General features: G+C 69.4%; 21 protein-coding genes. 10 read left to right on the top strand and 11 right to left on the bottom strand.

Translation table 11 applies throughout. The features are described from left to right. Positions 1–2: 2 nt before the first annotated feature. From OV208_RS22365 to OV208_RS22345, 5 genes are all read right to left on the bottom strand, one after another. The gene (locus OV208_RS22365) at positions 3–1,661 is read right to left on the bottom strand and encodes a hypothetical protein (protein ID WP_267575904.1); all 1,659 of its coding nucleotides are present in this window, start codon (positions 1,659–1,661) and stop codon (positions 3–5) included. Then, positions 1,658–2,503 carry an ABC transporter ATP-binding protein gene (locus OV208_RS22360; protein ID WP_267575903.1) on the bottom strand — a complete coding sequence of 282 codons (846 nt, stop codon included), beginning with the start codon at positions 2,501–2,503 and terminating at the stop codon, positions 1,658–1,660. The genes OV208_RS22365 and OV208_RS22360 overlap by 4 nt, the downstream gene beginning before the upstream one ends. A gap of 84 nt (positions 2,504–2,587) precedes the next feature. Then, positions 2,588–2,965, bottom strand: coding sequence for a response regulator (locus OV208_RS22355; RefSeq protein WP_120535258.1), 378 nt, complete (start codon positions 2,963–2,965; stop codon positions 2,588–2,590). Between the two features lie 102 nt (positions 2,966–3,067). Further along, the gene (locus tag OV208_RS22350; protein ID WP_267575902.1) at positions 3,068–4,042 is read right to left on the bottom strand and encodes an amidohydrolase family protein; all 975 of its coding nucleotides are present in this window, start codon (positions 4,040–4,042) and stop codon (positions 3,068–3,070) included. After that, positions 4,039–4,293 (bottom strand): hypothetical protein, encoded by a 255-nt coding sequence (locus tag OV208_RS22345; protein ID WP_267575901.1) that lies wholly within the window; start codon positions 4,291–4,293, stop codon positions 4,039–4,041. The genes OV208_RS22350 and OV208_RS22345 overlap by 4 nt, the downstream gene beginning before the upstream one ends. A gap of 324 nt (positions 4,294–4,617) precedes the next feature. Between OV208_RS22345 and OV208_RS22340 the strand changes: the two genes are divergently transcribed. Next, positions 4,618–4,887, top strand: a complete 270-nt coding sequence (locus OV208_RS22340) for a hypothetical protein (protein WP_267575900.1) — start codon at positions 4,618–4,620, stop codon at positions 4,885–4,887. Positions 4,888–5,045: 158 nt separating this feature from the next. Here OV208_RS22340 and OV208_RS22335 read toward each other — a convergent pair whose 3' ends face one another. Then, positions 5,046–5,828, bottom strand: coding sequence for a TatD family hydrolase (locus OV208_RS22335; protein ID WP_267575899.1), 783 nt, complete (start codon positions 5,826–5,828; stop codon positions 5,046–5,048). A gap of 20 nt (positions 5,829–5,848) precedes the next feature. After that, positions 5,849–7,579 carry a gamma-glutamyltransferase gene (gene ggt / locus OV208_RS22330; RefSeq protein WP_420715045.1) on the bottom strand — a complete coding sequence of 577 codons (1,731 nt, stop codon included), beginning with the start codon at positions 7,577–7,579 and terminating at the stop codon, positions 5,849–5,851. A 415-nt stretch (positions 7,580–7,994) separates the two neighbouring features. On the opposite strand from ggt, the gene glmU reads away from it, so the two are divergent. Then, a complete protein-coding gene (gene glmU, locus OV208_RS22325; RefSeq protein WP_267575897.1) occupies positions 7,995–9,395 on the top strand; it encodes a bifunctional UDP-N-acetylglucosamine diphosphorylase/glucosamine-1-phosphate N-acetyltransferase GlmU in 1,401 nt (466 codons plus the stop codon). 103 nt (positions 9,396–9,498) lie between these two features. After that, on the top strand, positions 9,499–11,334 hold the full coding sequence (gene glmS / locus OV208_RS22320; RefSeq protein ID WP_267575896.1) for a glutamine--fructose-6-phosphate transaminase (isomerizing): 1,836 nt from the start codon (positions 9,499–9,501) through the stop codon (positions 11,332–11,334). A 95-nt stretch (positions 11,335–11,429) separates the two neighbouring features. On the opposite strand, the gene OV208_RS22315 is transcribed toward glmS, so the two are convergent. The 4 genes from OV208_RS22315 to OV208_RS22300 are packed head-to-tail and all read right to left on the bottom strand — an operon-like array spanning position 11,430 to position 13,283. After that, a complete protein-coding gene (locus OV208_RS22315; RefSeq protein WP_267575895.1) occupies positions 11,430–11,705 on the bottom strand; it encodes a hypothetical protein in 276 nt (91 codons plus the stop codon). Then, complete coding sequence (locus tag OV208_RS22310; RefSeq protein WP_267575894.1) at positions 11,702–12,205, bottom strand: DUF3106 domain-containing protein; 504 nt, start codon at positions 12,203–12,205, stop codon at positions 11,702–11,704. The genes OV208_RS22315 and OV208_RS22310 overlap by 4 nt, the downstream gene beginning before the upstream one ends. Next, positions 12,205–12,684, bottom strand: coding sequence for an anti-sigma factor family protein (locus OV208_RS22305; protein ID WP_267575893.1), 480 nt, complete (start codon positions 12,682–12,684; stop codon positions 12,205–12,207). Before OV208_RS22305 ends, OV208_RS22310 begins: the two co-directional genes overlap by 1 nt. After that, positions 12,681–13,283: an RNA polymerase sigma factor gene (locus OV208_RS22300; protein ID WP_267575892.1), complete on the bottom strand. Its 603-nt coding sequence runs from the start codon at positions 13,281–13,283 to the stop codon at positions 12,681–12,683. Before OV208_RS22300 ends, OV208_RS22305 begins: the two co-directional genes overlap by 4 nt. A gap of 231 nt (positions 13,284–13,514) precedes the next feature. On the opposite strand from OV208_RS22300, the gene OV208_RS22295 reads away from it, so the two are divergent. The 7 genes from OV208_RS22295 to OV208_RS22265 all read left to right on the top strand — a co-directional run bounded on the left by OV208_RS22295 (position 13,515) and on the right by OV208_RS22265 (position 22,817). Continuing rightward, the gene (locus OV208_RS22295; RefSeq protein ID WP_267575891.1) at positions 13,515–14,132 is read left to right on the top strand and encodes a hypothetical protein; all 618 of its coding nucleotides are present in this window, start codon (positions 13,515–13,517) and stop codon (positions 14,130–14,132) included. Between the two features lie 112 nt (positions 14,133–14,244). After that, the gene (gene recA, locus OV208_RS22290) at positions 14,245–15,330 is read left to right on the top strand and encodes a recombinase RecA (RefSeq protein WP_120543144.1); all 1,086 of its coding nucleotides are present in this window, start codon (positions 14,245–14,247) and stop codon (positions 15,328–15,330) included. 268 nt (positions 15,331–15,598) lie between these two features. Next, the gene (locus OV208_RS22285; RefSeq protein ID WP_267575890.1) at positions 15,599–17,740 is read left to right on the top strand and encodes an alkaline phosphatase D family protein; all 2,142 of its coding nucleotides are present in this window, start codon (positions 15,599–15,601) and stop codon (positions 17,738–17,740) included. Between the two features lie 248 nt (positions 17,741–17,988). Beyond that, positions 17,989–18,672 (top strand): DUF5819 family protein, encoded by a 684-nt coding sequence (locus tag OV208_RS22280; RefSeq protein ID WP_267575889.1) that lies wholly within the window; start codon positions 17,989–17,991, stop codon positions 18,670–18,672. After that, the gene (locus OV208_RS22275) at positions 18,669–19,736 is read left to right on the top strand and encodes a hypothetical protein (RefSeq protein ID WP_267575888.1); all 1,068 of its coding nucleotides are present in this window, start codon (positions 18,669–18,671) and stop codon (positions 19,734–19,736) included. Before OV208_RS22280 ends, OV208_RS22275 begins: the two co-directional genes overlap by 4 nt. Positions 19,737–19,821: 85 nt before the next feature. After that, on the top strand, positions 19,822–20,058 hold the full coding sequence (locus tag OV208_RS22270; RefSeq protein ID WP_267575887.1) for a hypothetical protein: 237 nt from the start codon (positions 19,822–19,824) through the stop codon (positions 20,056–20,058). A gap of 98 nt (positions 20,059–20,156) precedes the next feature. Next, entirely contained in the window at positions 20,157–22,817 is a 2,661-nt protein-coding gene (locus tag OV208_RS22265; RefSeq protein WP_267575886.1) for a carboxypeptidase-like regulatory domain-containing protein, read from the top strand. Positions 22,818–22,974: the final 157 nt, after the last annotated feature.

Below are 22,974 nucleotides of genomic sequence, written 5' to 3'. Positions count from 1 at the left end.
GCCTACTCGCGCGTCACCGCCCGGAGCACCACTTCGCGGCGCTGGTCCAACAGGCGCATCGCCAGCGGACGCACCGCCCGGTACACCAGGAAGTTGAGCACCGCGCACCCGGCGATGAAGGCCACGGACTGCCACCCCGGGCCGTCCCTCCCCGCGAGCTTCAGCGCATGGCCAAAGGGCATGCAGCCCACGCTGGCGGCGAGGATGCCCAGCATCGACGCGGTGAGGGGCACCTTGTCGCGCCGCTTGAGGCTCGCGTGGAACTTCACCGGGAAGTACAGCGACAGGAAGTTGCCCGCGGCCAGCAGCATGGGCACCACCGCCGCCACCGCGGCCATGGCGCACAGGAAGTCCACCAGCGTGCCCGCGCCGAAGTACACCCGGTAGAAGAGCCCCACCAGCACCGCCATCCCCAGCGCCGCCGCGCCCTGCACGCGGTTCTTCGCGCGCAGCACGTCCGACAGGTCCAGGGGCGCCGCCAGGAACACCGCGAAGCCGTGCCCGTCGTACGCGAACGTGTTCTGGGAGAACGTGGAGGCAATCACCACGGCGCCATAGATGCTCAGGCCGCCCATCACCCACGCATCCGCGCTGTTGCCCAGCAGGTACACGAACAAATCCCTGCCGGACAAAAGCTTCAGCAGGATGGCCAGGATGAAGGGCACCGTCGCCAGCAGCCGGGCGCGGGGGTTGCGCCACAGGTCCAGCACCTCGCGCCGCACCAGCGTGTCGAAGCGCGTGCGCGTGGTGGCGAACGGGTCGCTGTCCGCGCCGTCCACCCGAGCGCCGCCTGAACGGCCCGACTGCCGGTGGAAGCGCAACAGCAGCGAGTACGCGACGGCCATGCCCACGCCGGTGAAGAACAGCAGGCCCGCGGCCTCCATCAGCGCGATGCGCACGCGCCCATGGGCCAGCTGCCCCAGCCCGTCCCCGAAGTAGCCCGGAGGCACCTGACTGAGCGCCACCGCCGCGTTGATGATGAGGTTCATGTCCAGCGCGCCCACGCCCGCCTCGCCCACGCTCGTCAGCCACGACGTGTCGATGGGCGGGATGAACGACGCGGCCACGAGGAACGTCAGCATGCCGCCGCCCATGATGCGCGCGCTGTGCTTCGCCTTCAGGACGTTGATGACCGTGTAGAGGCCCACCCGGCTCCACGCCGCGCAGAACAGCGCGAACAGCACGTAGAGCACCGCCGCCAGCCAGGGCGCCGCCAGCCGGTGGCGCGACGCATAGCCCACCGCCGCGCCAGTCAGGGGCGCGTAGAACACGAGCGCGCGGGGTTCGAAGAGGCTGGCCACCGTGGAGCCGATGAGCAGCCGGAACGGGGAGATGGGGAACGCGGCGTAGCGGGACAGCTCGGAGTGGTCATCCACGCCGGCGGACAAGAGCGGCCAGGTCACCCACGTCGCGGCGGTGACGAAGCACAGCAGGTTGAGGATGAAGTAGGGCCACACGTTGCTGTGCGCGATGGTGCTCAGCCGCATCAGCTTGAAGAAGGACAGGCCCAGAATCACGCCCGGCGCGCTGGAGCCCAGGAACGCGGCCACCGCGAGCAGGCGGCTCTTGCCCGGCCCCTGGTTGAGGCCCAGGTGCAGGCGCAGGCCCCAGAGCAGCAGCAGGTGGCGCAAGAAGCTGGGGACGGGCGGACGCGGACTCACGCGGACTCCCGGCGCAGCGGCAGCACCGTCGCGGCGGGGTCCGCGTAGAACGACAGCTTCGCGTTGCGCGCGGCCGGCACGGCGACCAGCTTCTCGAACACCGCCTCCAGCGTGGACGCGCCGTGGCGCTGGCGCAGCGCGTCCACCGGGCCCTGGTCCAACATGCGCCCGCCCCGGATGACGCCCGCGTGCGTGGCCAGCCGTTCGGCGATCTCCAGCACGTGCGTGGTGAGCAGCAGCGTCACGCCCCGGCGGCTCAGCTCGCGAAGCAGTTCGCGGATGACGCCCGCCGCGAGCACGTCGATGCCCTCGAAGGGCTCATCCAGCAGCACCAGCTCCGGCCCATGGATGAGCGCCGCGGCGATGGCGAGCCTGCGGCGCATGCCCTTGGAGTACTCCGCCACCAGCGCGCCGGCCTTGTACGTGAGCTCCGTCAACTCCAGCAGCTCCACCGCGCGCGACGCGGCCTCGCTGCCGCTCAAGCCATACATGCGCGCGCAGAACGTGAGGTATTGGCGGCCGGTGAGCCGCTCGAAGAGGCTCAGCTCCTCCGGCACCACGCCCACGCGCTGCTTGACGTCCAGCGGCCGGGCCACCGCGTCCACGCCGAGCATGCGGATGGAGCCCGCGTCCGGTCCGTACACGCCGGTGAGCAGCGCGATGGACGTGGACTTGCCGGCCCCGTTGGGACCGAGGAACGCGTAGAAGGCGCCCTTGGGAATCTGGAGGTCCAGCCCGTCCAGCGCGGTGAAGGCACCGAAGCGCTTGATGAGGCCGCGTGCGTCGATGGCCAGTTCGGGGCCCAGCTCAGGGCTGGCCGGTTCGGAAGAGGGGGGCGTCATGAAGGACGCCATCACACCACGTTCCCTGGGGCCACCGACAATCCTCGGGTTGACGGATGCCGTTGCCTGCCTGCTGCTCGCGACTCAGTGCACCATGGCGACTTCGGGCGGCCCGACGATCTGCTGCACCGTGGTGCGCACCTTGTCCAGGTCCACGGGCTTGGAGATGTAGCCGGCGGCGCCGACGAGCTCCGCCTCCCATTCGAACCCGTAGCCCGAGATGATGATGATGGGCAGGTTGCGCGCCCGGGGCATCTTCTTGAGCGCGTCCAGCAGGCCCCAGCCGCTCATGACCGGCATCCGGAGGTCCAGCAGCACGGCGCCCGGGATGTCCTCCTCCAGCAGGTCCAACGCCTCGCGACCGTTGGCGGCCTCGATGGTGTCGTAGCCCATCTCCTGGAGGGCATCGCAGATGAGCGTGCGGTGACTCGCGTCGTCGTCGACGACCAGGATGTTCGACATGGATATGAGCCTCTGGGATGGCGGCGTCTGCTTGGGGACCGCGATTCTATGGGCACGAAGATGGGAATGCCTCTTCCATTGCGGAAGGGGTTCCGTTTCTTTTCAACATCTGTCCACACCGTAGAGCGTCAACGCGTTGCCCCCGAGCACCCCGGCCAGCGCATCCTCGGACGGCTTCAGGTCCACCAGCGCCTTGAGCTCCCGGTCCCACGCATAGGGGATGTTCGGGAAGTCCGTCCCGTACAGGATGCGCTCCGGCCGCACCTCCAGCACCTGACGGGGCAGGGGCACGGGGAAGTAGCCCCCCACCGCCATCGTGGTGTCCAGCCAGAGGGTGTCGTGCCGCTCCAGCAGGCGCGCGTAGGCGTCGAATTCGTCCGCGCCCAGGTGGGGCACGCACAGCTTCAACGTCGGATGATCCGTGAGCACGCGCTCCACCCGCTCCGCGGCGCAGAGCGTGTACGGATCACATGGGTACTTGGGGCTGGCCGGCTCTCGGCCCGCGTGCATGACGAGCGGCTTTCCCGCCCGGGCGCAGGCTTCGTAGAGCTCATGCAACTGGGGCGCGTCCGGGGAGAAACACTGCACATGACAGTGCAGCTTCACGCCCTTCAGTCCCAGGGCGAACGCTTCCTCCAGGATGTCCACGGCGCCGGGTTCACCCGGGAAGACGGTGGCCAGCCCGATGACGCGGGGCTCGTCCTTCGCCACCTGCGCCACGTAGGCGTTGAGGGCGCGCGCCATGCCCGGCTTGTGGGCGTAGTGCAGGGCGACCACGCGCTCGACGCCCCGGGACAGCAGGAACGAAAGCACGTGAGGCGTGTGCAGTTTGTAGCGGATGGGCCAGCCGTGCTGGTCGAACCAGCGCCACACCGCTTCGAAGACGCGGTCAGGGAACAGGTGCACGTGCGCGTCCACGACGGGCGGCAGGCCGGGGTCCACGCGGGGTCCTTCCTCGTCCGCCAGCGCGGGCATGGGCATGGAGATGCCCAACTCCCGCCACGAGGGCGCCGACGCCAGACACGGCACCGGGACATCGTCCTCCGGCGCGGGGGCCGCGTCCGGGACCCCCGTCATCCGCCGCCCGTGCCCGAGGGGCCGGACTTCGAGGTGTCGTCCGCCTTGTCGGCCTGATCCGTGCGCCGCAGGTAGCTGTTGTGCGCGTAGCCGTTGCGCTCCAGCCGCTGCGCCTCGATGGCGTCCGCGACCTTCGTGCACACCTGGCCGAGCACGCGCAGGGACTCGGCGATCACCCGCTCCGCGTGATCTTGCGCGTTGGCGGAAGGAATCGTGGGTCGGTCGCGGCGGAACAGGAGGGGCAACTTCATCCGGTGGAATCTAAGGGATGGCCCGCCCGCGTGCCACGCGTCAGCCCCACCCCGGATTCCCCGCTCGCCTCCCTGCACCACGCCATCCCCCGGAGTGTTGACAGCGCAACGCATCATCGCCCCCGGGACGGGGTTAACTGCGTTGACAGTCACGAACTTTACATTTTACGCCGGCCCGGTCCGCCGATGGTGCCCAGTCCCCCGCCGAGTGCCGTCAACCCCCTGGAATCACGCTGGGTTTACGAATTTTCAAGCAGGGGGGTGACAGCGCATGGATTCGACTTTAGATTGCGTTCGTCGGATACCCCACGTGAGGAGCGGCGCATGGCTTACGACGGCGAGCTTGTGAAGATGCAGAACGGTCGCTGGGCGCGGTTCCAGCGGTGCCAGGTGTACCGGCCGGGCGTCACGGACGCCGGTGAGACGATGCTGCTGATCGCCGTGGAGCTGGAGGAGCGCTACCAGCAGCTGCTCGACGACGCGGCGGATTCCCTCGCGGAGTACCGCTCCCAGGGCGTGCAGGTGCGGCTGGCGCCGGACGCGCAGGGCCTCTCCCTGCAGCCCGAAGCGTCTGCTGCCGTGTCGGTGAACTAGGTCCCCCGGCACCCTTCGGGTGCCCGGTTGGCCGCATGCACTGTAAATCTCCGGGCCCTGCGCTTTCACTGCGCGGGGCCCGTTGCATTTACAAGCCGTGGGGCCCGGCGCCTTTTCACACGACCGGTGCCGCCCGCACCAGGACGCCCCTGGCGCACTCAGTCGTGGATCTGGAAGAAGGTCGCGGCGTTGTCTCGGGTGACGCGCCGCACGAGCCGCTCGGACAGCTTCGCCTTGCCCAGCAGGTTCGCGGTGCGCGCGAGGCCCAGGATGTCCCCCGCGCCGTCGCCCGCGTCCGAGTCCAGCACCAGCCGCTCGCTGCCCAGCCGCCGCACCAGGGCCACCGCCCGGTCCGCCTGGAGGGCCTCCGGGTGCAGCGTCAGCCCCGCCCAGTGGCCCACCTCCAGGATGGTGCGCACGGTGCGCGCGTTGGCGTGGTCCACCAGCGCGCGCGACGGGGCGAGCCCGGACTGGCGCAGCAGCGTGAGGATGCGCCGCGTGTGGCGCTCCTTGTCCTTCAGGGGCGTGTGCACCACCACGCGCAGCTTGAGCTGGCGGGCCAGGGCCAGCTGTTCGAGGAACGCCTCTTCCTCCTCCTCGCCGCCCGCGTGCAGCCCCGTCTCTCCCAGGGCCACCACGCGGCCGCCCTCGAAGTAGTCCGGAAGGTGGCTCAGGACCTCCGACAAGCCCCGGCGGGGGATGCAGCGCGGGTGCACGCCCAGGGCCGCCCAGGCGCGGATGCCCAGCCGCTCCAGTCGGGGGAGCTGGCGTTCGACCAGGTGGTCGAAGTGCTGGCGCAGCGCCTTGGCCGTCGCTTCCGGAAAGTGATGCGCCACGACCAGGGCCCGCTCCACGCCGAAGAAGCGCATGGATTCCAGGTCCTGGTCGGTGAGGGCCTCCGGGTGGAGGTGCGCATCGAAGAGCGGCAGCGGCTCGGGCACGGGCTCGGTTCTCCTTCTCTCTAGTCCTGGCCCATCGCGGCGCCCTCGTTGCGCGGGTCGCTGGACGAGAAGCGCAGGTTCGTGCGCGGGTCGCTGTAGACGGCCTCCGCGTCACCCCAGCCGTCCACGCGGCGGATCTTATGGCCCCGGGCCTCCAGGTTGGCCAGCGTCGCGGGCTCCAGGCCCCACTTGTCCACCCACAATTCGTCCGGGAGGTACTGGTGATGCAGCCGGCCCGCGCCCACCGCGCGCGTCACGTCCATGCCGTGGTCCACCACGTTGCTGATGGCCTGGATGACGGTGGTGGGGATGGTGGAGCCGCCAGGGCTGCCCACCGCCAGCATCACGCGCTTGGGGTCTTCCTTGGCGAACACCAGCGTGGGCGACATGGAGGACAGGGGCACCTTGCCGGGTTGGATGGCATTGGGTTCGCCCGTGACGAGGCCATACGCGTTGGGCACGCCCGGCTGCGCGGCGAAGTCATCCATCTCATCGTTGAGCAGCACGCCGGTGCCCTTGCCCACGAGGCACGAACCGAAGCTGTAGTTGACCGTCGTCGTCATGGCCACCGCGTTGCCATCCTTGTCGATGACGGAGATGTGCGTGGTGTTCTTCTTCTCCGGCTCCGGCGTGAGGGGCCCCGCGTCGCGGCGCAGCGTGGAGGCCGGGCCGCCCGTCACCGGCGCCAGCAGGGACGCGCTCGCGGTGGCCTTCTTCGGGTCGATGTTGCCCGCAAGGTCCGCGATGTGGCCGGGCGAGGACAGCCGCTCCAGCGGCACCTGCACGAAGGCCGGGTCGCCCAGGTACTTGGCGCGGTCCACGTACGCGCGGCGCACCGCCTCCACGTAGAGGTGCAGCGCGTCCGGGTCGCGGTAGGGCAGGCCCTGGGGACGCAATTGCTGGAGCATGCCCAGCACCTGCACGACGGCCAGCCCCCCGGCGCTCGGCGGCGGCATGGTGAGGATGCGGTGGCCCCGGTAGGTGGTCTCCAGGGGCGTGGCCTTGCGCGTCGTGTACGCCGTCAGGTCCTCCTGGGTGAGCACGCCGCCCGCGTCCTTCACCGACTTCACCAGCGCCTGCGCCACCGGGCCCGAATAGAAGGCCTTCGCGCCGCCCTTGGCGATGAGGCCCAGCGTGCGCGCCAGGTCCGGCTGCTTGAGCAGGTGGCCCACGGGGGGCACGTCCGGCGTGCCCTGCGCGTTCTTCACCAGGAAGATGCGCGCGGCCTCCGCGTCCTGGCGCAGGCACTCCGCGCGGCCCGTCGCCATCTGCTGGTACTTGGGCGTCACCCAGAAGCCCTGCTTCGCCAACTGGATGGCCGGGGCCAGCACCACCGCGGGCTTGAGCTTGCCGTGCGTTGCGAGCAACTCCAGGTAGCCCGCCACCGCGCCCGGCACCGCCACGCTCAGCGCGCCGTCCGTGGACAGCCCCGGCACCAGCGCGCCGTCCTTCAGGTACATGTCGCGGGACGCGGCCTTCGGCGCCACCTCGCGGAAGTCCAGCACCCGCGTGTCGCCCGTCTTCGCGTCGTGCACCAGCGCGAACCCACCACCGCCCACACCGGAATGGTAGGGACCCACCACGGCCGCCACGAACGCCGCCGCCACGGCCGCATCCACCGCGTTGCCGCCCTTCTCCAGCATCTTCAGCGCGGCCTCGCTCGCGGGGGGGTACGCGGTGGCCACCGCACCTCCCCGGTAGGGCCGCGCCGCGAAGGCCGTCGCCGCCGCGAGTAACACCGCGAGTCCCACCGAGCGGGCAAGTCCATGCCCGACGGATCCAATGTGTGTATTTCCCACCTGGACGCCTTTCCTTGTGATTACCGGCCGTTCCCTAATGCACCATGCATCGCGTTGGGACCAGGATTTCAGCAGGACAACATTTTTTTCCTTGGATTGTGAAAGCAGACAAGGCACTCTGAGGCCATGTGTAGCGACTGGTGGCGTCCATGAGTCCTCCAAACCCCAGTGAGGGTCCGGCTCCGGTGCCGGCCTCCGTTCCGGTGCGGCTGACGACGTTCCTGAAGCCGCGCTACGGCATCACGATCCAGCGCAATACGTTGTGTGTGGCAGTCAGCGTCCGGACTTCTTCTGAAGGTCCCCGGCCCGCTTTGACGCCCGCTCGCGGTTGACGAGTTGATCGGCGGTCCCTAATTCTCCGCCGCATATGACAGCTTTGGCAGCGGTGGTCCTGTGCGCGGGGAAGGGCACGCGGATGAAGTCGGAGAAGGCGAAGGTCCTTCACCCCATCCTCGGTCGTCCCATCTGCGCCTATCCCTTGAAGCGGGCCCTGGAACTGGGCGCCACGTCCGTGGTGCCGGTGGTGGGCCATCAGGCCGCCGAGGTGGAGAAGTCCATCCGTGCGCACTTCCCGGACGCGCCCCTGCGCTTCGCGCTCCAGAAGGAGCAGCGCGGCACGGCGGACGCGGTGAAGGCCGCCCAGGACGCGCTCGCGGGCCACGAGGGCCGCGTGCTCATCCTCTACGGAGACGTGCCGCTCTTGCGCAAGGAGACGCTCCAGGCGCTCCTGGCCGCGCATGACGCCGCGGGCGGCGCGCTGGCCATGGTGTCCACCACCCTGGAGGACCCCACGGGCTACGGCCGCGTCATCCGCGAGGGCGGCAAGGTGTCCCGCATCGTGGAGCACAAGGACTGCACCCCGGAGCAGCGTGCGGTGAAGGAATGCAACGCGGGCATCTACTCCGTGGAGGCGTCCTTCCTGTGGAAGGCGCTCGCGGAGATCAAACCCGTCAACGCGCAGGGCGAGTACTACCTCACCGACCTCGTGGAGATGGCCGCTCGCCAAGGCCCCGTGGGCGCGGTGGACGCGGACGCCACGGAGACCGCGGGCGTGAACGACAAGGTGGAGCTGGCGGCGCGGGCCCGCGTGCTCCAGCAGCGCATCAACGAAGCCCACATGCGCGCGGGCGTGTCCATCCAGGACCCCGCCACGGCGTACATCGAAGAGGGCATCACCATTGGCACCGACACGGAGATTGGGCCGAGCGTCACGCTCGCGGCCGGCACCGTCGTCGGAAAGAATGTCACCATCGGCCAGGGCAGCGTGCTGACGGCCTCCCACGTGGCGGACGGCACGCACATCAAGCCCTACTCGGTGCTGGAGGAGGCGCGGGTGGGCGACCGGTGCATCATCGGCCCGTTCTCCCGGCTGCGTCCCGGAACCGAGTTGGCAGAGGACGTGCATCTGGGGAACTTCGTGGAGACGAAGAAGGCCCGCATTGGCAAGGGCAGCAAGGCCAACCACCTGACTTACCTGGGCGACGCCAACATCGGCGCGGGCTGCAACATCGGCGCGGGCACCATCACCTGTAACTATGACGGGGTGAACAAGCACCTGACGGAGCTGGGCGACGGGGTCTTCATCGGCTCCGACTCGCAGCTGGTGGCGCCGGTGAAGGTGGGAGATGGCGGGTATGTCGGCGCGGGCACCACGGTGACGAAAAATGTGCCTCCGGGGAGCCTCGCTGTGTCCCGTGCGCCGCAGGTGGTGAAGGAGGGTTGGGTGGCGGCCAAGAAGGCGCGGCAGACGAAGGTGAAGGCAGGCTGATTCCTGACGCCTGCCTGGTGGTCGGACGGTGGGGCGTGGTTGGGCGTGACAAGGTTTCCCGTGGTTTGCTCTGGCGGGCGCGGGTCGAGAAAGAGGCAGGAACATGTGCGGGATTGTTGGCTACGTCGGTGACAAGGAATCTGCTCCCATCCTGGTGTCGGGTCTGAAGAAGCTCGAGTACCGGGGCTATGACTCCGCGGGCGTCGCGGTGGTGAGTGGCAACCAGCTCAACGTGGTGCGCGCCACGGGCAAGCTGCGCAACCTGGAGAACCGGGTGGTGCAGGATCTGCCCAAGGGCACGACGGGCATCGGCCACACGCGTTGGGCGACCCACGGCCGTCCCTCCGACGAGAACGCCCACCCGCACACGTACAAGAACGTGGCGGTGGTGCACAACGGCATCATCGAGAACCACCTGGCGCTGAAGGTGGAGCTGCGCGCGCGCGGCCACGTCTTCGCGTCGGAGACGGACTCGGAAGTGTTCGCGCACCTCATCGCCGAGGAGGTCGAGCGCGGCGTGGACCTGCCGGACGCGGTGCGCGCGGCCATCAAGCAGGTGAGGGGCACCTACGGCCTCGTCGTGGTGTGCTCCAAGGATCCGGGCCGCATCGTGTGCACCAAGGACGCGTCGCCCATGGTGCTGGGCCTGGGCGAGGGCCAGAACTTCGTGGCCAGCGACGTGCCCGCGCTGCTCGAGCACACGCGCGACTTCGTCTACATGGAGGAGGGTGACCTGGCGGTCATCACCGCCGCGAAGGTGGACATCTTCAACCGCGCGGGCCAGCTGGTGAACCGCCCCACGCGCCGCATCGACTGGACGCCGATGATGGCGGAGAAGGGCGGCTACAAGCACTTCATGCACAAGGAGATCCACGAGCAGCCCCGCGCCATCGCGGACACGCTGCGCGGCCGGATGCTCCTGTCCGAAGGCGACGTCCACTTCGACACGTGGAATCTCAGCCTTGAACAGGTGAAGTCCTTCACCAAGGTCACCATCCTGGCGTGCGGCACGTCGTGGCACTCCGGCGTGGCCGGCAAGCACATGATTGAATCGCTGGCGCGGCTGCCGGTGGAAGTGGAGCTCGCCAGCGAGTTCCGCTACCGCGACCCCATCGTGGAGAAGTCGCACCTGGTCGTCGCCATCAGCCAGTCGGGTGAGACGGCGGACACGCTGGGGGCCTTCAAGGAGGCCAAGCGGCTGGGCGCCCACACGCTGGCCATCTGCAACGTCATTGGCAGCGCGATGACGCGCGAGTCGGACCTGCACATCCTCACCAACGCGGGTCCGGAGATCGGCGTCGCGTCCACGAAGGCGTTCACCACGCAGCTGGTGACGCTGTACCTGCTGGCGGTGAAGCTGGGCCGCATGCGTGGCACGCTGTCGGTGGAAGGCGCGCAGGAGCACCTGACGCAGCTGGCGCAGGTGCCGAAGATGATCGAGGACGTGCTCAAGTGCGAGCCGCAGGTGAAGCGCGTCGCGCGTGAGTTCATGAACGCGCAGGACTTCCTGTTCCTCGGCCGCGGCCCCATGCACCCGGTGGCGCTGGAGGGCGCGCTCAAGCTGAAGGAGATCTCCTACATCCACGCGGAGGGCTACGCGGGCGGTGAGATGAAGCACGGCCCCATCGCGCTCATCGACGAGAAGATGCCCGTCGTGGTCATCGCGCCGAAGCATCCGCACGTCGCGTACGAGAAGATCATCGGCAACATCGAGGAGGTCCGCGCTCGCGGCGGCAAGGTCATCGCCGTCATCGACGAGGACGACACGCAGGCGGACACCCTGGCCGACCACGTCATCCGCATCCCCGCCGCCTCCGCGCTGCTCGCTCCGGTGGTGGCCACCATCCCGCTGCAGCTGCTCGCCTACCACGTGGCGGAGATGCGCGGGAACGACGTGGACCAGCCCCGCAACCTGGCCAAGAGCGTGACGGTCGAATAGCGACACGGCGCTTCAACGCCTGACGCGAAAGAGCCCGGGTTCCCTTCCACAGGGGCCCGGGCTTCTTCGTTTGCTTCACGGTGGGGTGCGCGGCTTCAGGGGTCTTCCGACAGCTCCAGCAGCACTTCCAGGTCCGCCGCCGCGTCCAGCGATTCGAGCAGCTCCAGGTTCTCCACCACCTCGCGGTCCTCGTCGGTGAGCGCGGACTCCTGGCGGCGGACGTCGGTGGGGACGGGGCGCGCCTCCGGATGCACCGGCGCGATGGGGGCGGGGCGCTCCGGTGCTTCACCCGGCGAAGGGGCCTGCTGGGCCGCGGCGGGCAGGGCGAACGCGAGCGTGAACAGCAGCAGCCATGACGGGGCGGGGCTCACTTGCGCCGCCTTTCGCGCAGCCGCTCGCGTGCCTCCTGACGCTGCTCGGCGGACATCTGCCGCCAGCGGCGCATGTTCTCCATCATCTGCTCGCGGCGCTCGGGGTGTTCCTTCAGGTAGGCGCGCATCCGCTGGCGCAGCTCCGCGCGGCGCTCCGTGGACAGGCCCTTGAGGTCGCGCACCTGCTCGCGCACGGCCTTGCGCTCCTGGGGCGACAAGCGCTGGAAGTCGCGCAGGTTGGTGCGCAGCCGCTCCCGCTCCTCGGGAGGAAGCTGCCGCCAGCGCTGGAGGTTCTCGCGCACGCGCGCCTGCTCCTGGGGCGGCATCGCCTTGAACTCGCGCAGCTTCGCGCGCAGCGCCTCCTTCTGCTCCGGAGGGAGCTTCTCGAAGCGCTCGGCCGCGGTGGGCGTGGGGGCGTTCGCCGCGCGGGCGGACGCGACCGGCAGGAGGGCCAGCGTCAGTCCCACGGCGAGGGCCGTCAGGGTCGTTCTTCCCAGCATCACGGCATCCCCAGTTCGTGGAGGTTCTCGACGACCTCCAGGTCGTCGGAGCTGTCGAGTCCCAGCACTTCGTAGTCCTCGACCAGCTCCAGGTTCGTCGCCACTTCCAGCGCGCCCGCGTCCAGCTCTTCCAGCGCCGCGCCGTCCACGCTGGCGCGTCCCGCGACGAGCAGCGCCAGCACCGCGGTCGCGGCCACGCCCGCGGAAGGCACCAGCACGCCCGGCCGCAACAGCGACGCCATCCGCTCCCGCCACGTGGGCGGCAGCGCGTCCAGCCGCGCCAGCACCTCGCGGCGCGAGGAGGGGGACGGCGTGAAGGCGGGCAGCTCCGCCATCCTCGCCACGGTGACGCGCAGGAGCCGCTCCGTCTGCTGGCACTCCGCGCAGGTGCCCAGGTGGGCCTCCATCCGGGCGCGGTGCGGGGGCGGCAGCTCCCCGTCGATATAGGCCGTCAGGTCTTCTTCATGGGTGCAGCTCATGCCCGACTCCTCGCGGGCACGGTGCCCGCCTGCAACGCTTCAATCCTGCGCGCCACCGCCAGGGTGGCGCGGTGGATGAGACTCTTCACGGCGGCCTCGCTCGCCTCCAGCGCTTCAGCGATGTCCCGGTACGCCATGCCCTCGAAGCGGCACATGGTGAAGGCCGCGCGCTCGCGGTCGCTCAAATCACCCAGGGCCACGCCCACCGCCGCTTCCAACTCCCGGCCGCTCAACGCCTGGTCGGGCCGGTCTCCTTCGGGCCCTGGCATCTCCACCGCTCCCGCGTCTTCCGCGTCCGGGGCCTCCGACGCAAGGCGCGCCACCCGGTACTCCCCGCGCCGCATCTCGTTGAGGCAGTGGTTGGTGGCCACCCGGAAGAGGAACGTCTTGAACTTCGCCGTCGGCTTGTAGGAGCGCGCGTGGCGGTAGAGCTTCACGAAGATGTCCTGCGTGAGCTCCTCCGCTCTCGCCGGGTCCCCCACGAAGCGGAACGCGAAGCGCGCCACGCTCGCGTGGTGTCGGTCGAAGAGCCAGGCGAAGGCCTGTTTGTCGCCCGCCGCCACCTTCAGCATCGCCTGCGTGTCCGGGTCCGAATCCATCCGTGAGGCATCAACCCCGTTGCCCGGAGGAAGTTGCGGGCACCTCCCACTTTGAACCCCGAGGGGCGCCCCGGTTACAGTTTCGCCACCGTGACCGATGCTTCCCGCCCACGTCCGCGCACATCCGACGCCCCTTTCGAGGGCGAGGACGGAGCTCCGTCGGACCTGGCGGCCTGGGAGCCCCCGGCGCAGTCCGGCTCGCCCACCCCGCCCTCGGACTCTCCGCTGCCCATGCTCCTCCTGGCGCAGCAGGCCCGGCGGGCCTCGGGGGAGGAGCGGCTGCGGCTGGCATCGGATTTCAACGGATTGCTGGCGGACGTGGTCGCGGAGGGGGCGGGACGGGCGGAGGCGGATGCCTTCCACCGGCTGCTGGAGGGCGGCAATCTGGAGGGGCTGGTGGACGCGGACGGGCGCACCTGCCGCGCCGCGACGGTGGAGTCGCTGCTGGCGCTGGGCTTCCCCTACGCCCTGGAGGTGCGCCCGGAGGACCTGGACCACCTGAAGGCCACCCCTGTGCTGGGGACCCAACTGTCGCCGCCCCGGGGCGGGCCGTTCCCGGCGCTCGCGGTGGGCCTGGGGGCGCTGGCGGCCCAGGTGCTGCTCACCGTGACGGGGCTGGTCGAGCCTGGCGGGCTGCTCATCCTCCAGGGGCTCCTGAGCCTCCTGTCCCTGACGCTGCTGACGGTTGCCACGGTGGGTTCTCCCCTGTATCGCGGGGCCCTGGCGCTGCTGACGGTCGTGTCTGGGGTGGGGTTGTGGATGTTGCTGGTGCCGGACGTCCCGGCCGGTTGGGTGGCGGGGCTGGGCGGTCTGGTGGCCGCCTTCCTGGCCGCCCTGCGCAAGAGCTGACCGGCAGAACCCAAAACGGATGTCAGAGGGGTGGACTAGGGTCTACCCATCGCGTACTAAAAGCGCGTTCAGGTGGGCCGGGGTGGCCCACTCTTCCAAGGAGCGACGAGAAATGGCCGTGAATCAGGAGAAGGAAAAGGCGATCGAGCTGGCGCTGGCGGCGGTGGAGCGTCAGTTCGGCAAGGGTTCCATCATGCGGCTCGGCAACGACGAGCCGATGATGAAGGACATCCAGGCCATTTCGACGGGGTCCATCTCGCTCGACATCGCGCTGGGCGTGGGCGGCGTGCCGCGCGGGCGCATCATCGAAATCTTCGGGCCGGAGTCCTCCGGCAAGACGACGCTGTCGCTCCACATCGTCGCGGAGGCGCAGAAGCGCGGCGGCGTGTGCGGCTACATCGACGCGGAGCACGCGATGGACGTGGGCTACGCGCGCAAGCTGGGCGTGCGCACCGACGACCTGCTCCTGTCCCAGCCGGACACCGGCGAGCAGGGCCTGGAGATCGCGGAGATGCTGGTGCGCTCGGGCGCCATCGACGTGCTGGTGGTGGACTCGGTGGCCGCGCTCGTTCCCAAGGCGGAGCTCGAGGGTGAGATGGGAGATGCGCACATGGGCGTGCAGGCGCGCCTCATGAGCCAGGCGCTGCGCAAGCTCACGGGCACCATCTCCAAGAGCCAGACGTGCGTCATCTTCATCAACCAGATCCGCATGAAGATTGGCGTGATGTTCGGCAACCCGGAGACGACGACGGGCGGCAACGCGCTGAAGTTCTACGCGTCGCAGCGCATGGACATCCGCCGCGTGGGCGCCATCAAGAACGGCGACAACGTGGTGGGCAGCCGCACCCGCGTGAAGGTCGTGAAGAACAAGGTCGCGCCCCCGTTCAAGGAAGTCGAGTTCGACATCATGTACGGCACGGGCATCTCCCGTGAGGGCGACCTCATCGACCTCGCCTCCAACGACAACATCGTGGAGAAGAGCGGCAGTTGGTTCTCCTTCAAGGGAGAGCGCATCGGCCAGGGCCGGGAGAACGCGAAGGAGTACCTGCGCGAGCACCCGGAAACCCAGAAGGAGATTGAAGCCCTGGTGCTGGAGAAGTACGGCATCGGCAAGGCGGCCGCTGGCGCCCCCGCGGCGGAAGCCCCCGCGGAGCCCGCGGAAGGGGAGAAGCGTCCCCGCGTGAAGGCCGTGAAGTAGCCGCGTCCAAAGACAGTCCGTGCGCGTTCCTCCGGGGGGAGCGGCGCGCGCGGGCCTGAAGGGAAGGAAGGGGTCGACCGCCAGCGATGGCGGTCGGCCCCTTTCCCTTTCAGGGAGTGTGGGGGGACGGGCAGGCGGGTGACGGCCGCGTGACGCGGAAGGTCATGCGGGTGTGTCGCGGGGATGTTTCGTGTGGAGGGGGAAGCGCCTCTAGACTTCGTCGGCCGGGAAACACCCCTTCACCCGATTCCCGCTGGAGTCCACCGCCTTGTTCAACCCCTTCAAACGCCGCACGTTCCTGCAAGCCGTGGTTGCCGTCGCGGCGACGACGACCTTTGGATGCTCCGACGATGAGACGACGGCCACGTCGGATGGCTCGCCCTACTTCCCGCAATCGCTGGCGTCGGGAGATCCGCGTCCGGACAGCGTGGTGTTGTGGGTGCGCGTGGAGGACACCGCGCGCGCCGCTCAGGACCTGACCCTGCGGCTGGAGGTCTCCACGACGGAGGACTTCTCCTCGCTGGTGCTGGACAAGAAGGACCTGACGGCGCTGGCGGCGCACGACCACGCGGTGAAGGTGAAGGTGACGGGCCTGTCGTCGCGCACGACGTACTACTACCGCTTCTCCTACGAGCAGGACGGCCAGAAGAACACCACGCGCGTCGGGCGCACGCGCACCGCGCCCGCGGCGGGTGACGACGTGCCGGTGAAGTTCGCCTTCGCCAGCTGCCAGGACTTCATTGGCCGCTACTACAACGCGTGGCAGCGACTGTTGCAGTTGGATCAGGACCTGGACTTCATCGTGTTCCTCGGGGACTACGTCTACGAGACCACGGGCGACACGTCCTTCCAGTCCTCTGGCGGCGGCCGCACCGTGCGCTTCAGCGAGCCCCAGGCCGCGCTGGCGCAGGGCACGGGCGTCACCGCGTTCCTGGCGGCCAACTCGCTGTCCAACTACCGGGACCTGTACAAGACGGTGCGCACGGACCGGCAGCTGCAGGCGGTGCACGAGCGCTACCCGTTCATCATCACCTGGGACGACCACGAGTTCTCCGACGACTGCTGGAGGGACGTGGCGACGTACGAGGACGGCAAGCGGGACGAGACGCAGCTGGACCGCAAGCACAACGCCGAGCAGGCGTTCCTGGAGTTCATCCCGCTGGACACCGCGCAGACGGCCGAGGGCGCCGTCAACGTGGACAACGAGCCGCGCTTCCCCAACACGCGCATCTACCGTGACTTCGAATACGGCCGGCACCTGAAGCTGCTGGTGACGGACTACCGCAGCTACCGTCCGGACCACCTCATCCCGGAGGACGCGTACCCCGGCGCGGTGGCGCTGGACGCGACGCTCCTGGGCGCGGCGCTGGCGGGCCAGCCGGACGCGGTGAAGCAGGTCTTCCAGGCGGACACGTTCGCGTACGTGAACATCGACGACGCGGCCTATGCGCAGCACAAGCAGGTGCTCCAGGGCGCGTACCTGAGCCAGGCGAAGGCGGCGGGCCTGACGGACGCGGAGGCCGCGCAGAAGGCGGGCCTCTGGGTGAAGGGCCCGGTGGCGCTCTTCTACGTGAACCAGGTGTTCAAGGCGGCGGGCTTCGCCGCGCTGCAAATCGCCGCGGCGGACAAGCCCCGGGGCCTGGCGTACGCGCACATGGGCAAGAGCGCGCTCTTCAACATCCAGGGCTCGCGCTACGTGGTGGTGAAGGACACCTTCGACCTGTTCGCGGCGGTGAAGTACCAGTTGTCCGCGGGCGCGAGCGAGGACGTGTTCGGGCCGGACCAGCAGGCGTGGTTCAACGAGACGCTCTCCAAGGCGACCAACACCTGGAAGATGGTGGTGAGCTCCACGTCGCTGTCGGCGCTCATCTGGGACTTGCGCGCCAAGTCGGACATCTACGACCCGACGCTGCGCCAGCGCTTCTACTTCAGCGTGGACCAGTGGGACGGCTTCCCCACGAAGAAGAAGGTCATGCTCAACACGCTCAAGGCCCAGGGCGTGACCAACGCGCTGTTCCTCTCCGGCGACATCCACGCGTCGTTCGCGTCGGTGGAGGAGGGCGTGCCCACGCTGACGGCGCCGGGCATCACCTCCGGCTCCATCAAGGAGCTGGCGGGCCTGGCCCTGCTGGGCGCGGGCTACGCCCCGGGCGCGCCCGTGTACGGGTACGCCGTCACCAACATGGAGAAGACGCTCAAGGACTCCAATGCCGGCCTGCGCTTCGCGGACGCGGACTCGCACGGCTTCGTGGTGGTGGAGGTGAAGGCGGATGAGACGCTCGCCACCTTCCACCTCATCCCCGCGACGGAAGTGGCCAAGGACTACTCCAAGCGCGACGGCAGCGAGCTGGAGGCGAAGTTCGCCTCACACACCTTCCGCGTGAAGAACAACGACATCCAGCCCGCCTGAGACGGGCCGGCTGAAGCACCGTAGGGCCTTTCGGGGCCGCGTGGGGACACTCCCCCACGCGGCCCCGCTGCTTTTGTAACCCTTGATGTCACAAGCGGGTCCAGCCAGACGCCAGCGGGGGGCAATCCGTTTCAATCAAGGTGAAATGGGGCGGCCATATTGACGCAAAGTTTTAGTGCGTGTTACTGAGATTCACGACGCTCCCGCTTGATTCGTTCTGTAAGACCTCCCGTGGTCTCCGGGCAATCATGAAATTCCAGCAATTAGGTCAGGCACTCCAGAAGGTGCTGCCCGCAGTGCTGTTGTTCGGTCTGGGAATCCACTTCGCCTTCACGCTGGCGTTCCTGACGCCCATCAACCCGGTGAAGGTGTCTGTCCTTGGCGTGGTGGACCGCTACATGCAGCCTTTCTTCCATCAGCGCTGGACGCTGTTCGCGCCCAACGTGGAAGCCAAGACGCGGCATGTGTTCGTGGCGTGCCGGGGCGAGGACGCGGCGGGTGTTTCAAGAGAGGAGCCCTGGGTGAACCTCACATCGCCGCTGCTGGATTTGAAACAGCGCTATCGCCTGACGCCCGCGGACCGGCTGGAGCGCGCGCAGGTGGCGGGGTTGAGCCAGCTCACGGCGAGCGACGACGAAATCACCACCCGGCTGTTGGAGAAGCCCGAGGACACGGACGCCTACCGTCAGGCGGTGGCGGCGGCGGAGGGCAAGCGCCAGCAGCGCAAGCAGCAGGGGCGGCGGCTGTTGGGGCGCGTGGCGTCCTCGGCGTGCCTGTCGTTGTATCCCCAACTGCGCACCCGGGAGGTGCGGGTGCGGTTGGCGACCATCAAGGCGCCTCCCTTCTCCCAGCGCATGAACGCCGACGCGCCGGGTGACACCACGTGGATGGAGTTGTCCTGGCAGCCCGTTGAAGCCGTGGAGGCGCGATGAGCGACGCTACTGCTGCTTCGTCGGGGCCTCCGTCCACCCTGGCGGGCGCCTGGGCGGCCTTCACCGCCTGGCAATCCCAGCCGCGCTACCTGATGGGCGCGAGCCTCTTCCGCCTGGTCGCGGGCGCGGCGGTGCTCATCGAGTACCTCATCAACTACTCCCAGCGGCGCTACCTGTTCGGGCCGTCCGGGCTGTGGCCATATGAGACGTTCGTCGCGGAGATGGCGCACACGCGCAACTTCTCCGTCTACGCCTGGAGCGCGTCACCGCTCTTCTTCGAGGTCTGCTACCACCTGGGCATCCTGGTGGCGGTGCTGTGGATGGTGGGTTGGCGGGCGCGCTGGCTGACGCCCTTCCAGTGGGTGTTCCTGTGGTCGCTGCACCAGCGCTTCCCGGGCATCTGGGACGGCGGGGACAACATCATCCACCTCATCCTGGTGTACGCGTGCTTCGCGGACGTCAGCGCGCACTTCTCCCTGGACGCGGAGCGGCGCGCGAAGGGGCCTGCCGCGCCGGAGGGCGTGGAGCCGGGGCCTTGGGCGAAGGTGGGCGCGATGTTCCACAACACCGCGATGGTGGCGTTCGCGGTGCAGATCAGCCTCGTGTATGGGCTTGCGGGGCTCTACAAGGTGCAGGGCGGCGTGTGGCAGGACGGCACGGCCCTGTACTACGCGTTTCGCAGCGGGCAGTTCGTGATTCCGGGCGTGACGGAGTGGATCTACCGCGACGCCTTCGTGGTGACGGCGTTGTCGTACTGCACGGTGGCCTTCCAGGTCGCGTTCCCGTTCCTGCTCTTCCTCAATCCCTACAGCCGCCGGCTGGCGGTGGTGATGGGCTTCACGTTCCACGTGGGCATCGCGCTGGTGCTCGGGCTGGTCACCTTCTCGCTGTTCATGACGTCCGTGGACCTGGCGCTGATGGGCGATGACGAGTACCGCGCCATCGGCCGTTTCCTGACGCGTCTGCGCCAGCGTTTCCTTCCCCGTTCGTCGTCCCCCTCCGCCCCGGTGGCTGTCGAAGCCCTGGCGGAGCCGTCCACAGGATCTCACCCTCCCGTCGCATAGGGCAGGGTGGATACTGGCGTGAAGCTCTGGGGCCCCGGAGCCGAGCGTCAGGGCTGTTCAAACCCCCAACGCTAGGATTGCCCCCATGAAGAAGCTGCTTGCGCTGTTCGGTCTCGTCGCGGGTCTGGCTGCCTCCTCGTACTCCGTGCCGGCCTCCGCCGCCAAGGGCACGGACTACAACGGCCCGACGACCAACGCCACGGACGTCATCATCATCGTCATCGGCGACGACGAGTTCTACTGGGTGGAGATCTACGGCGCGGCCGCGAACGCTTCGGCGAGCGCGGGCCCCGTGCTGAGCGACGCGACGTTCGACCGCTAGTCGCGGCGACGTTCGTCTGCTGGGTCGTCATGTGACAACCGGGGCCGCGGTGCCTTTGACCGCGGCCCCTCCTTTTCCATTTCCTTGAGGACAGGGCCATGAGGCGTTGGGTTCCGTGGGTGCTGGGAGCGCTGGTGTCGGGCCTCCTCCTCTGGTTCGCGCTGCGCGAGCCGAACGCGGGCCCGACGGTCGTCGCCGCGCGTGAGGAAGCCTCGGCCACGCCGCTCGCGGTCCGTTCCTCGAATGTCTCCGCTCGGGGCGCGGGCCTCACTGAGTTGTCGGCGCTGCCCCTGGTGCCGGACGAGGACCGTCCGGGCGGCTTCCACGTGCAGGGCCTGGTGTTGGACCCGGAGGAGCTCCCGGTGGAGGGGGCCACGGTGGTGCTGGACACGAGCCCGCCGCACTCGGTGCGCACCGGGAAGGACGGCACGTTCGACATCACGGGCCTGTCGCCCCGCGCGTATCAGGTCGTCGCCCGGCACGGCTCGCTGCTGGCGGGCCCGGTGGGCCTGTGGCTGAACGACGAGACGCAGCCCCTGGTGCTGCACCTGCGGCCCGCGGCGTCGCTGGAGGTGACGGTGGTGGAGGGCGCGGAGGCCCGGGGCGTGCCGGGCGCGGCCGTGGAGCTGCGCTCGCAGCAGACCGTCCTGGGCACCACGGATGCGCAGGGCCGCGCGTTGTTGCAGGGCCTGCCGGTGGGACGCCACGTCCTCAAGGTGTCCGCCCGGGGCTTCGCGCCGTCGTGGCAGGTCACGCAGGTGGTGGACGCGGTGGAAGTGGCCCAGAAGGTGACGGTGACGCTGCGGGGTGGCGCGGCGGCCTCCGGCACGGTGGTGGATGCGAGGGGCAAGCCGGTGTCGGGCGTCGTCGTGATGCCGGTGCCGGAGACGACGAACACGCTGCTGTCGCTGACGGACGCACGCGGGGATGGCGTGGAGACGGATGCCCGGGGCGCGTGGCGCTTCGAGCACCTGGGCGCGGGGCCCTACCAGTTCACGGCCTCCGGGCCGCGCGTCGCGCCGGGCACGTCCGCGACCGTGCGCCTGGATGGCATGAGTGAGCAGTCTGGCATCACCATCACCGTGCCGGACGCGGCGCGCTTCGGTGGCCGTGTGGAGGATGCGCGCGGGGCGCCGGTGCCCTACGCGGTGGTGCGGGTGGCGCTGGATGAGGGCGCGCGGCGGACGCTGGCCCGGCAGACCACGGCGGATGCGCGCGGCGCGTTCGAGATGGAGGGCCTGCCGCAGCGCCGCGTGGCGGTGGTGGCGAAGCACGAGCGCGCCACGTCCGGCACGCAGTTCGTGGACCTGTCCCAGGAGGCGGTGCGTGAGGCGCCCGTGGTGCTGGTGCTGTCCGCGGCGGAGGTGCTGCGGGGGCGCGTGGAGTCCTCCATCGGTCAGCCGGTGGGCGAGGCCGTGGTGTCGGCGGAGCTGACGGGGGCTCGGATGCGCGGCCGGTCGGAGCAGACGCTGCGCGGGCAGCTCATCACCACTGCGGATCCAGGCGGACGCTTCGAGTTCCGGGGCCTCTTGCCCGGCACCTACCTGCTTCGCGCCGCGCCGCCGGGCACCACGCTCCAGCAGCGATTGCCATGGCTGACGCCGCCGGTGCAGGCGGAGACGGGCGGCATGGAGCCGGTGTTGAAGATGAGCCTGGGAGGCACGCTCACGGGTCGGGTCGTCCGGGAGGACCAGGTGCCGCCCACGGACTTCTCCGTGGTGGTGCGCGGCGCGGGCGCGGCGCCCAACGGTGGCGGGGACGGGCGCTTCCACCTGCGAGGCGTCCCGGCGGGCGAACACACGCTGTACATCACCGGCAAGGGCTTCATGAACAAGACGGTGCCGGGTGTCCGCATCCAGGAAGGGCAGGAGACGTCGCTGGGGGATGTGGTCGTGCAGCGAGGAAGGCAGCTCCAGGGCCGCGTCGTGAACGCATCGGGCGCGCCGGTGGCCGACGCGACGGTCACCGTGTCGCAGCCTGTGAAGGGCGTGGGGGTGGTGGTGGGCTCGGCGGCGGCGCTGGAGTACGGACTCCAGCAGGCGCGGACGGGGCCGGATGGCGGCTACGTGTTCGAGGGGCTCCCCATCTCACCGCTCCAGTTGTCGGCGGAGCACTTCCAGGAGGGGCGGTCGGAGTTCACGCAGCTCCTGGCTGGCGTGGCGGATCAGAAGATGGACCTGCGGCTGTCCGCGACGGGGCAGTTGGACGGCACGGTGCTCAAGGGCAACCAGCCGGTGAGCGGCGCGCTCGTCATCGTCACCAACCCGGCGGCCCCCGCGGGCGGCGTCAGCGGGACGACGGGCACGGATGGCACCTTCCACTTCGACAACCTGGCGCCAGCGACGTACTCGGTGCTGGCGGTGACGGAGTCGGGTGGCGGCCAGCAGGTGCAGCGCACGACGGCGAACATCCAGGCGAAGCAGACGGCGCGCGTGGACCTGACGATTCCCGAGGGCGGCGTGACGGTGCTGGTGCGCGCCCAGGCCGCGGAGGGTACGCGCGCCCAGGAGGCCCGCGTGCTCCTCATCGAGAAGCTCCAGGGCGCAAGCCAGCCCGCGCAGGTCCAGGCCCTGTCCATGGCGCAGCCCGCGCGCTTCGAAGGCGTGAACCCGGGCGAATACCAGCTCTGCGTGTCCGCGATGGCGCTGCCCACCCAGACGGATGGGGGGACGTCGGCGCCCCGCTCGGATTGCCGCCCCGTCAACGTCGCGCAGCAGCCCGTGCAGCAGGAACTGGTGATGGCGCTGCCGCTGCTCTGACGCGCGCGTGAAACACCCGAGGCCTGTCCGGGGCCGCGTGGGGACACTCCCCGCGCGGCCCCTTTGTGTTTCAGTTGGGCTTTTCGTTTTTACAGCTTTGTGCTGTTTTGCGTGGAAACGACTCCCTGGGATGGAACAGGGCCGGGAAGGAACGCAT

The organism is Corallococcus sp. bb12-1 (assembly GCF_026626765.1).
GTDB lineage: Bacteria > Myxococcota > Myxococcia > Myxococcales > Myxococcaceae > Corallococcus > Corallococcus terminator.
Note: the sequence above shows the minus strand (reverse complement) of the source record. Positions and strands in the feature narration are given on the sequence as shown.

Excerpts from the sequence above, each read along its gene's own strand:
- OV208_RS22360 (WP_267575903.1), bottom strand. The coding sequence starts at position 2,503 with ATGACGCCCCCCTCTTCCGAACCGGCCAGCCCTGAGCTGGGCCCCGAA.
- OV208_RS22355 (WP_120535258.1), bottom strand. The coding sequence starts at position 2,965 with ATGTCGAACATCCTGGTCGTCGACGACGACGCGAGTCACCGCACGCTC.
- OV208_RS22350 (WP_267575902.1), bottom strand. The coding sequence starts at position 4,042 with ATGACGGGGGTCCCGGACGCGGCCCCCGCGCCGGAGGACGATGTCCCG.
- OV208_RS22345 (WP_267575901.1), bottom strand. The coding sequence starts at position 4,293 with ATGAAGTTGCCCCTCCTGTTCCGCCGCGACCGACCCACGATTCCTTCC.
- OV208_RS22340 (WP_267575900.1), top strand. The coding sequence starts at position 4,618 with ATGGCTTACGACGGCGAGCTTGTGAAGATGCAGAACGGTCGCTGGGCG.
- glmU (WP_267575897.1), top strand. The coding sequence starts at position 7,995 with ATGACAGCTTTGGCAGCGGTGGTCCTGTGCGCGGGGAAGGGCACGCGG.
- glmS (WP_267575896.1), top strand. The coding sequence starts at position 9,499 with ATGTGCGGGATTGTTGGCTACGTCGGTGACAAGGAATCTGCTCCCATC.
- OV208_RS22310 (WP_267575894.1), bottom strand. The coding sequence starts at position 12,205 with ATGCTGGGAAGAACGACCCTGACGGCCCTCGCCGTGGGACTGACGCTG.
- OV208_RS22305 (WP_267575893.1), bottom strand. The coding sequence starts at position 12,684 with ATGAGCTGCACCCATGAAGAAGACCTGACGGCCTATATCGACGGGGAG.
- OV208_RS22300 (WP_267575892.1), bottom strand. The coding sequence starts at position 13,283 with ATGGATTCGGACCCGGACACGCAGGCGATGCTGAAGGTGGCGGCGGGC.
- OV208_RS22295 (WP_267575891.1), top strand. The coding sequence starts at position 13,515 with ATGCTCCTCCTGGCGCAGCAGGCCCGGCGGGCCTCGGGGGAGGAGCGG.
- recA (WP_120543144.1), top strand. The coding sequence starts at position 14,245 with ATGGCCGTGAATCAGGAGAAGGAAAAGGCGATCGAGCTGGCGCTGGCG.
- OV208_RS22280 (WP_267575889.1), top strand. The coding sequence starts at position 17,989 with ATGAAATTCCAGCAATTAGGTCAGGCACTCCAGAAGGTGCTGCCCGCA.
- OV208_RS22275 (WP_267575888.1), top strand. The coding sequence starts at position 18,669 with ATGAGCGACGCTACTGCTGCTTCGTCGGGGCCTCCGTCCACCCTGGCG.
- OV208_RS22270 (WP_267575887.1), top strand. The coding sequence starts at position 19,822 with ATGAAGAAGCTGCTTGCGCTGTTCGGTCTCGTCGCGGGTCTGGCTGCC.
- OV208_RS22265 (WP_267575886.1), top strand. The coding sequence starts at position 20,157 with ATGAGGCGTTGGGTTCCGTGGGTGCTGGGAGCGCTGGTGTCGGGCCTC.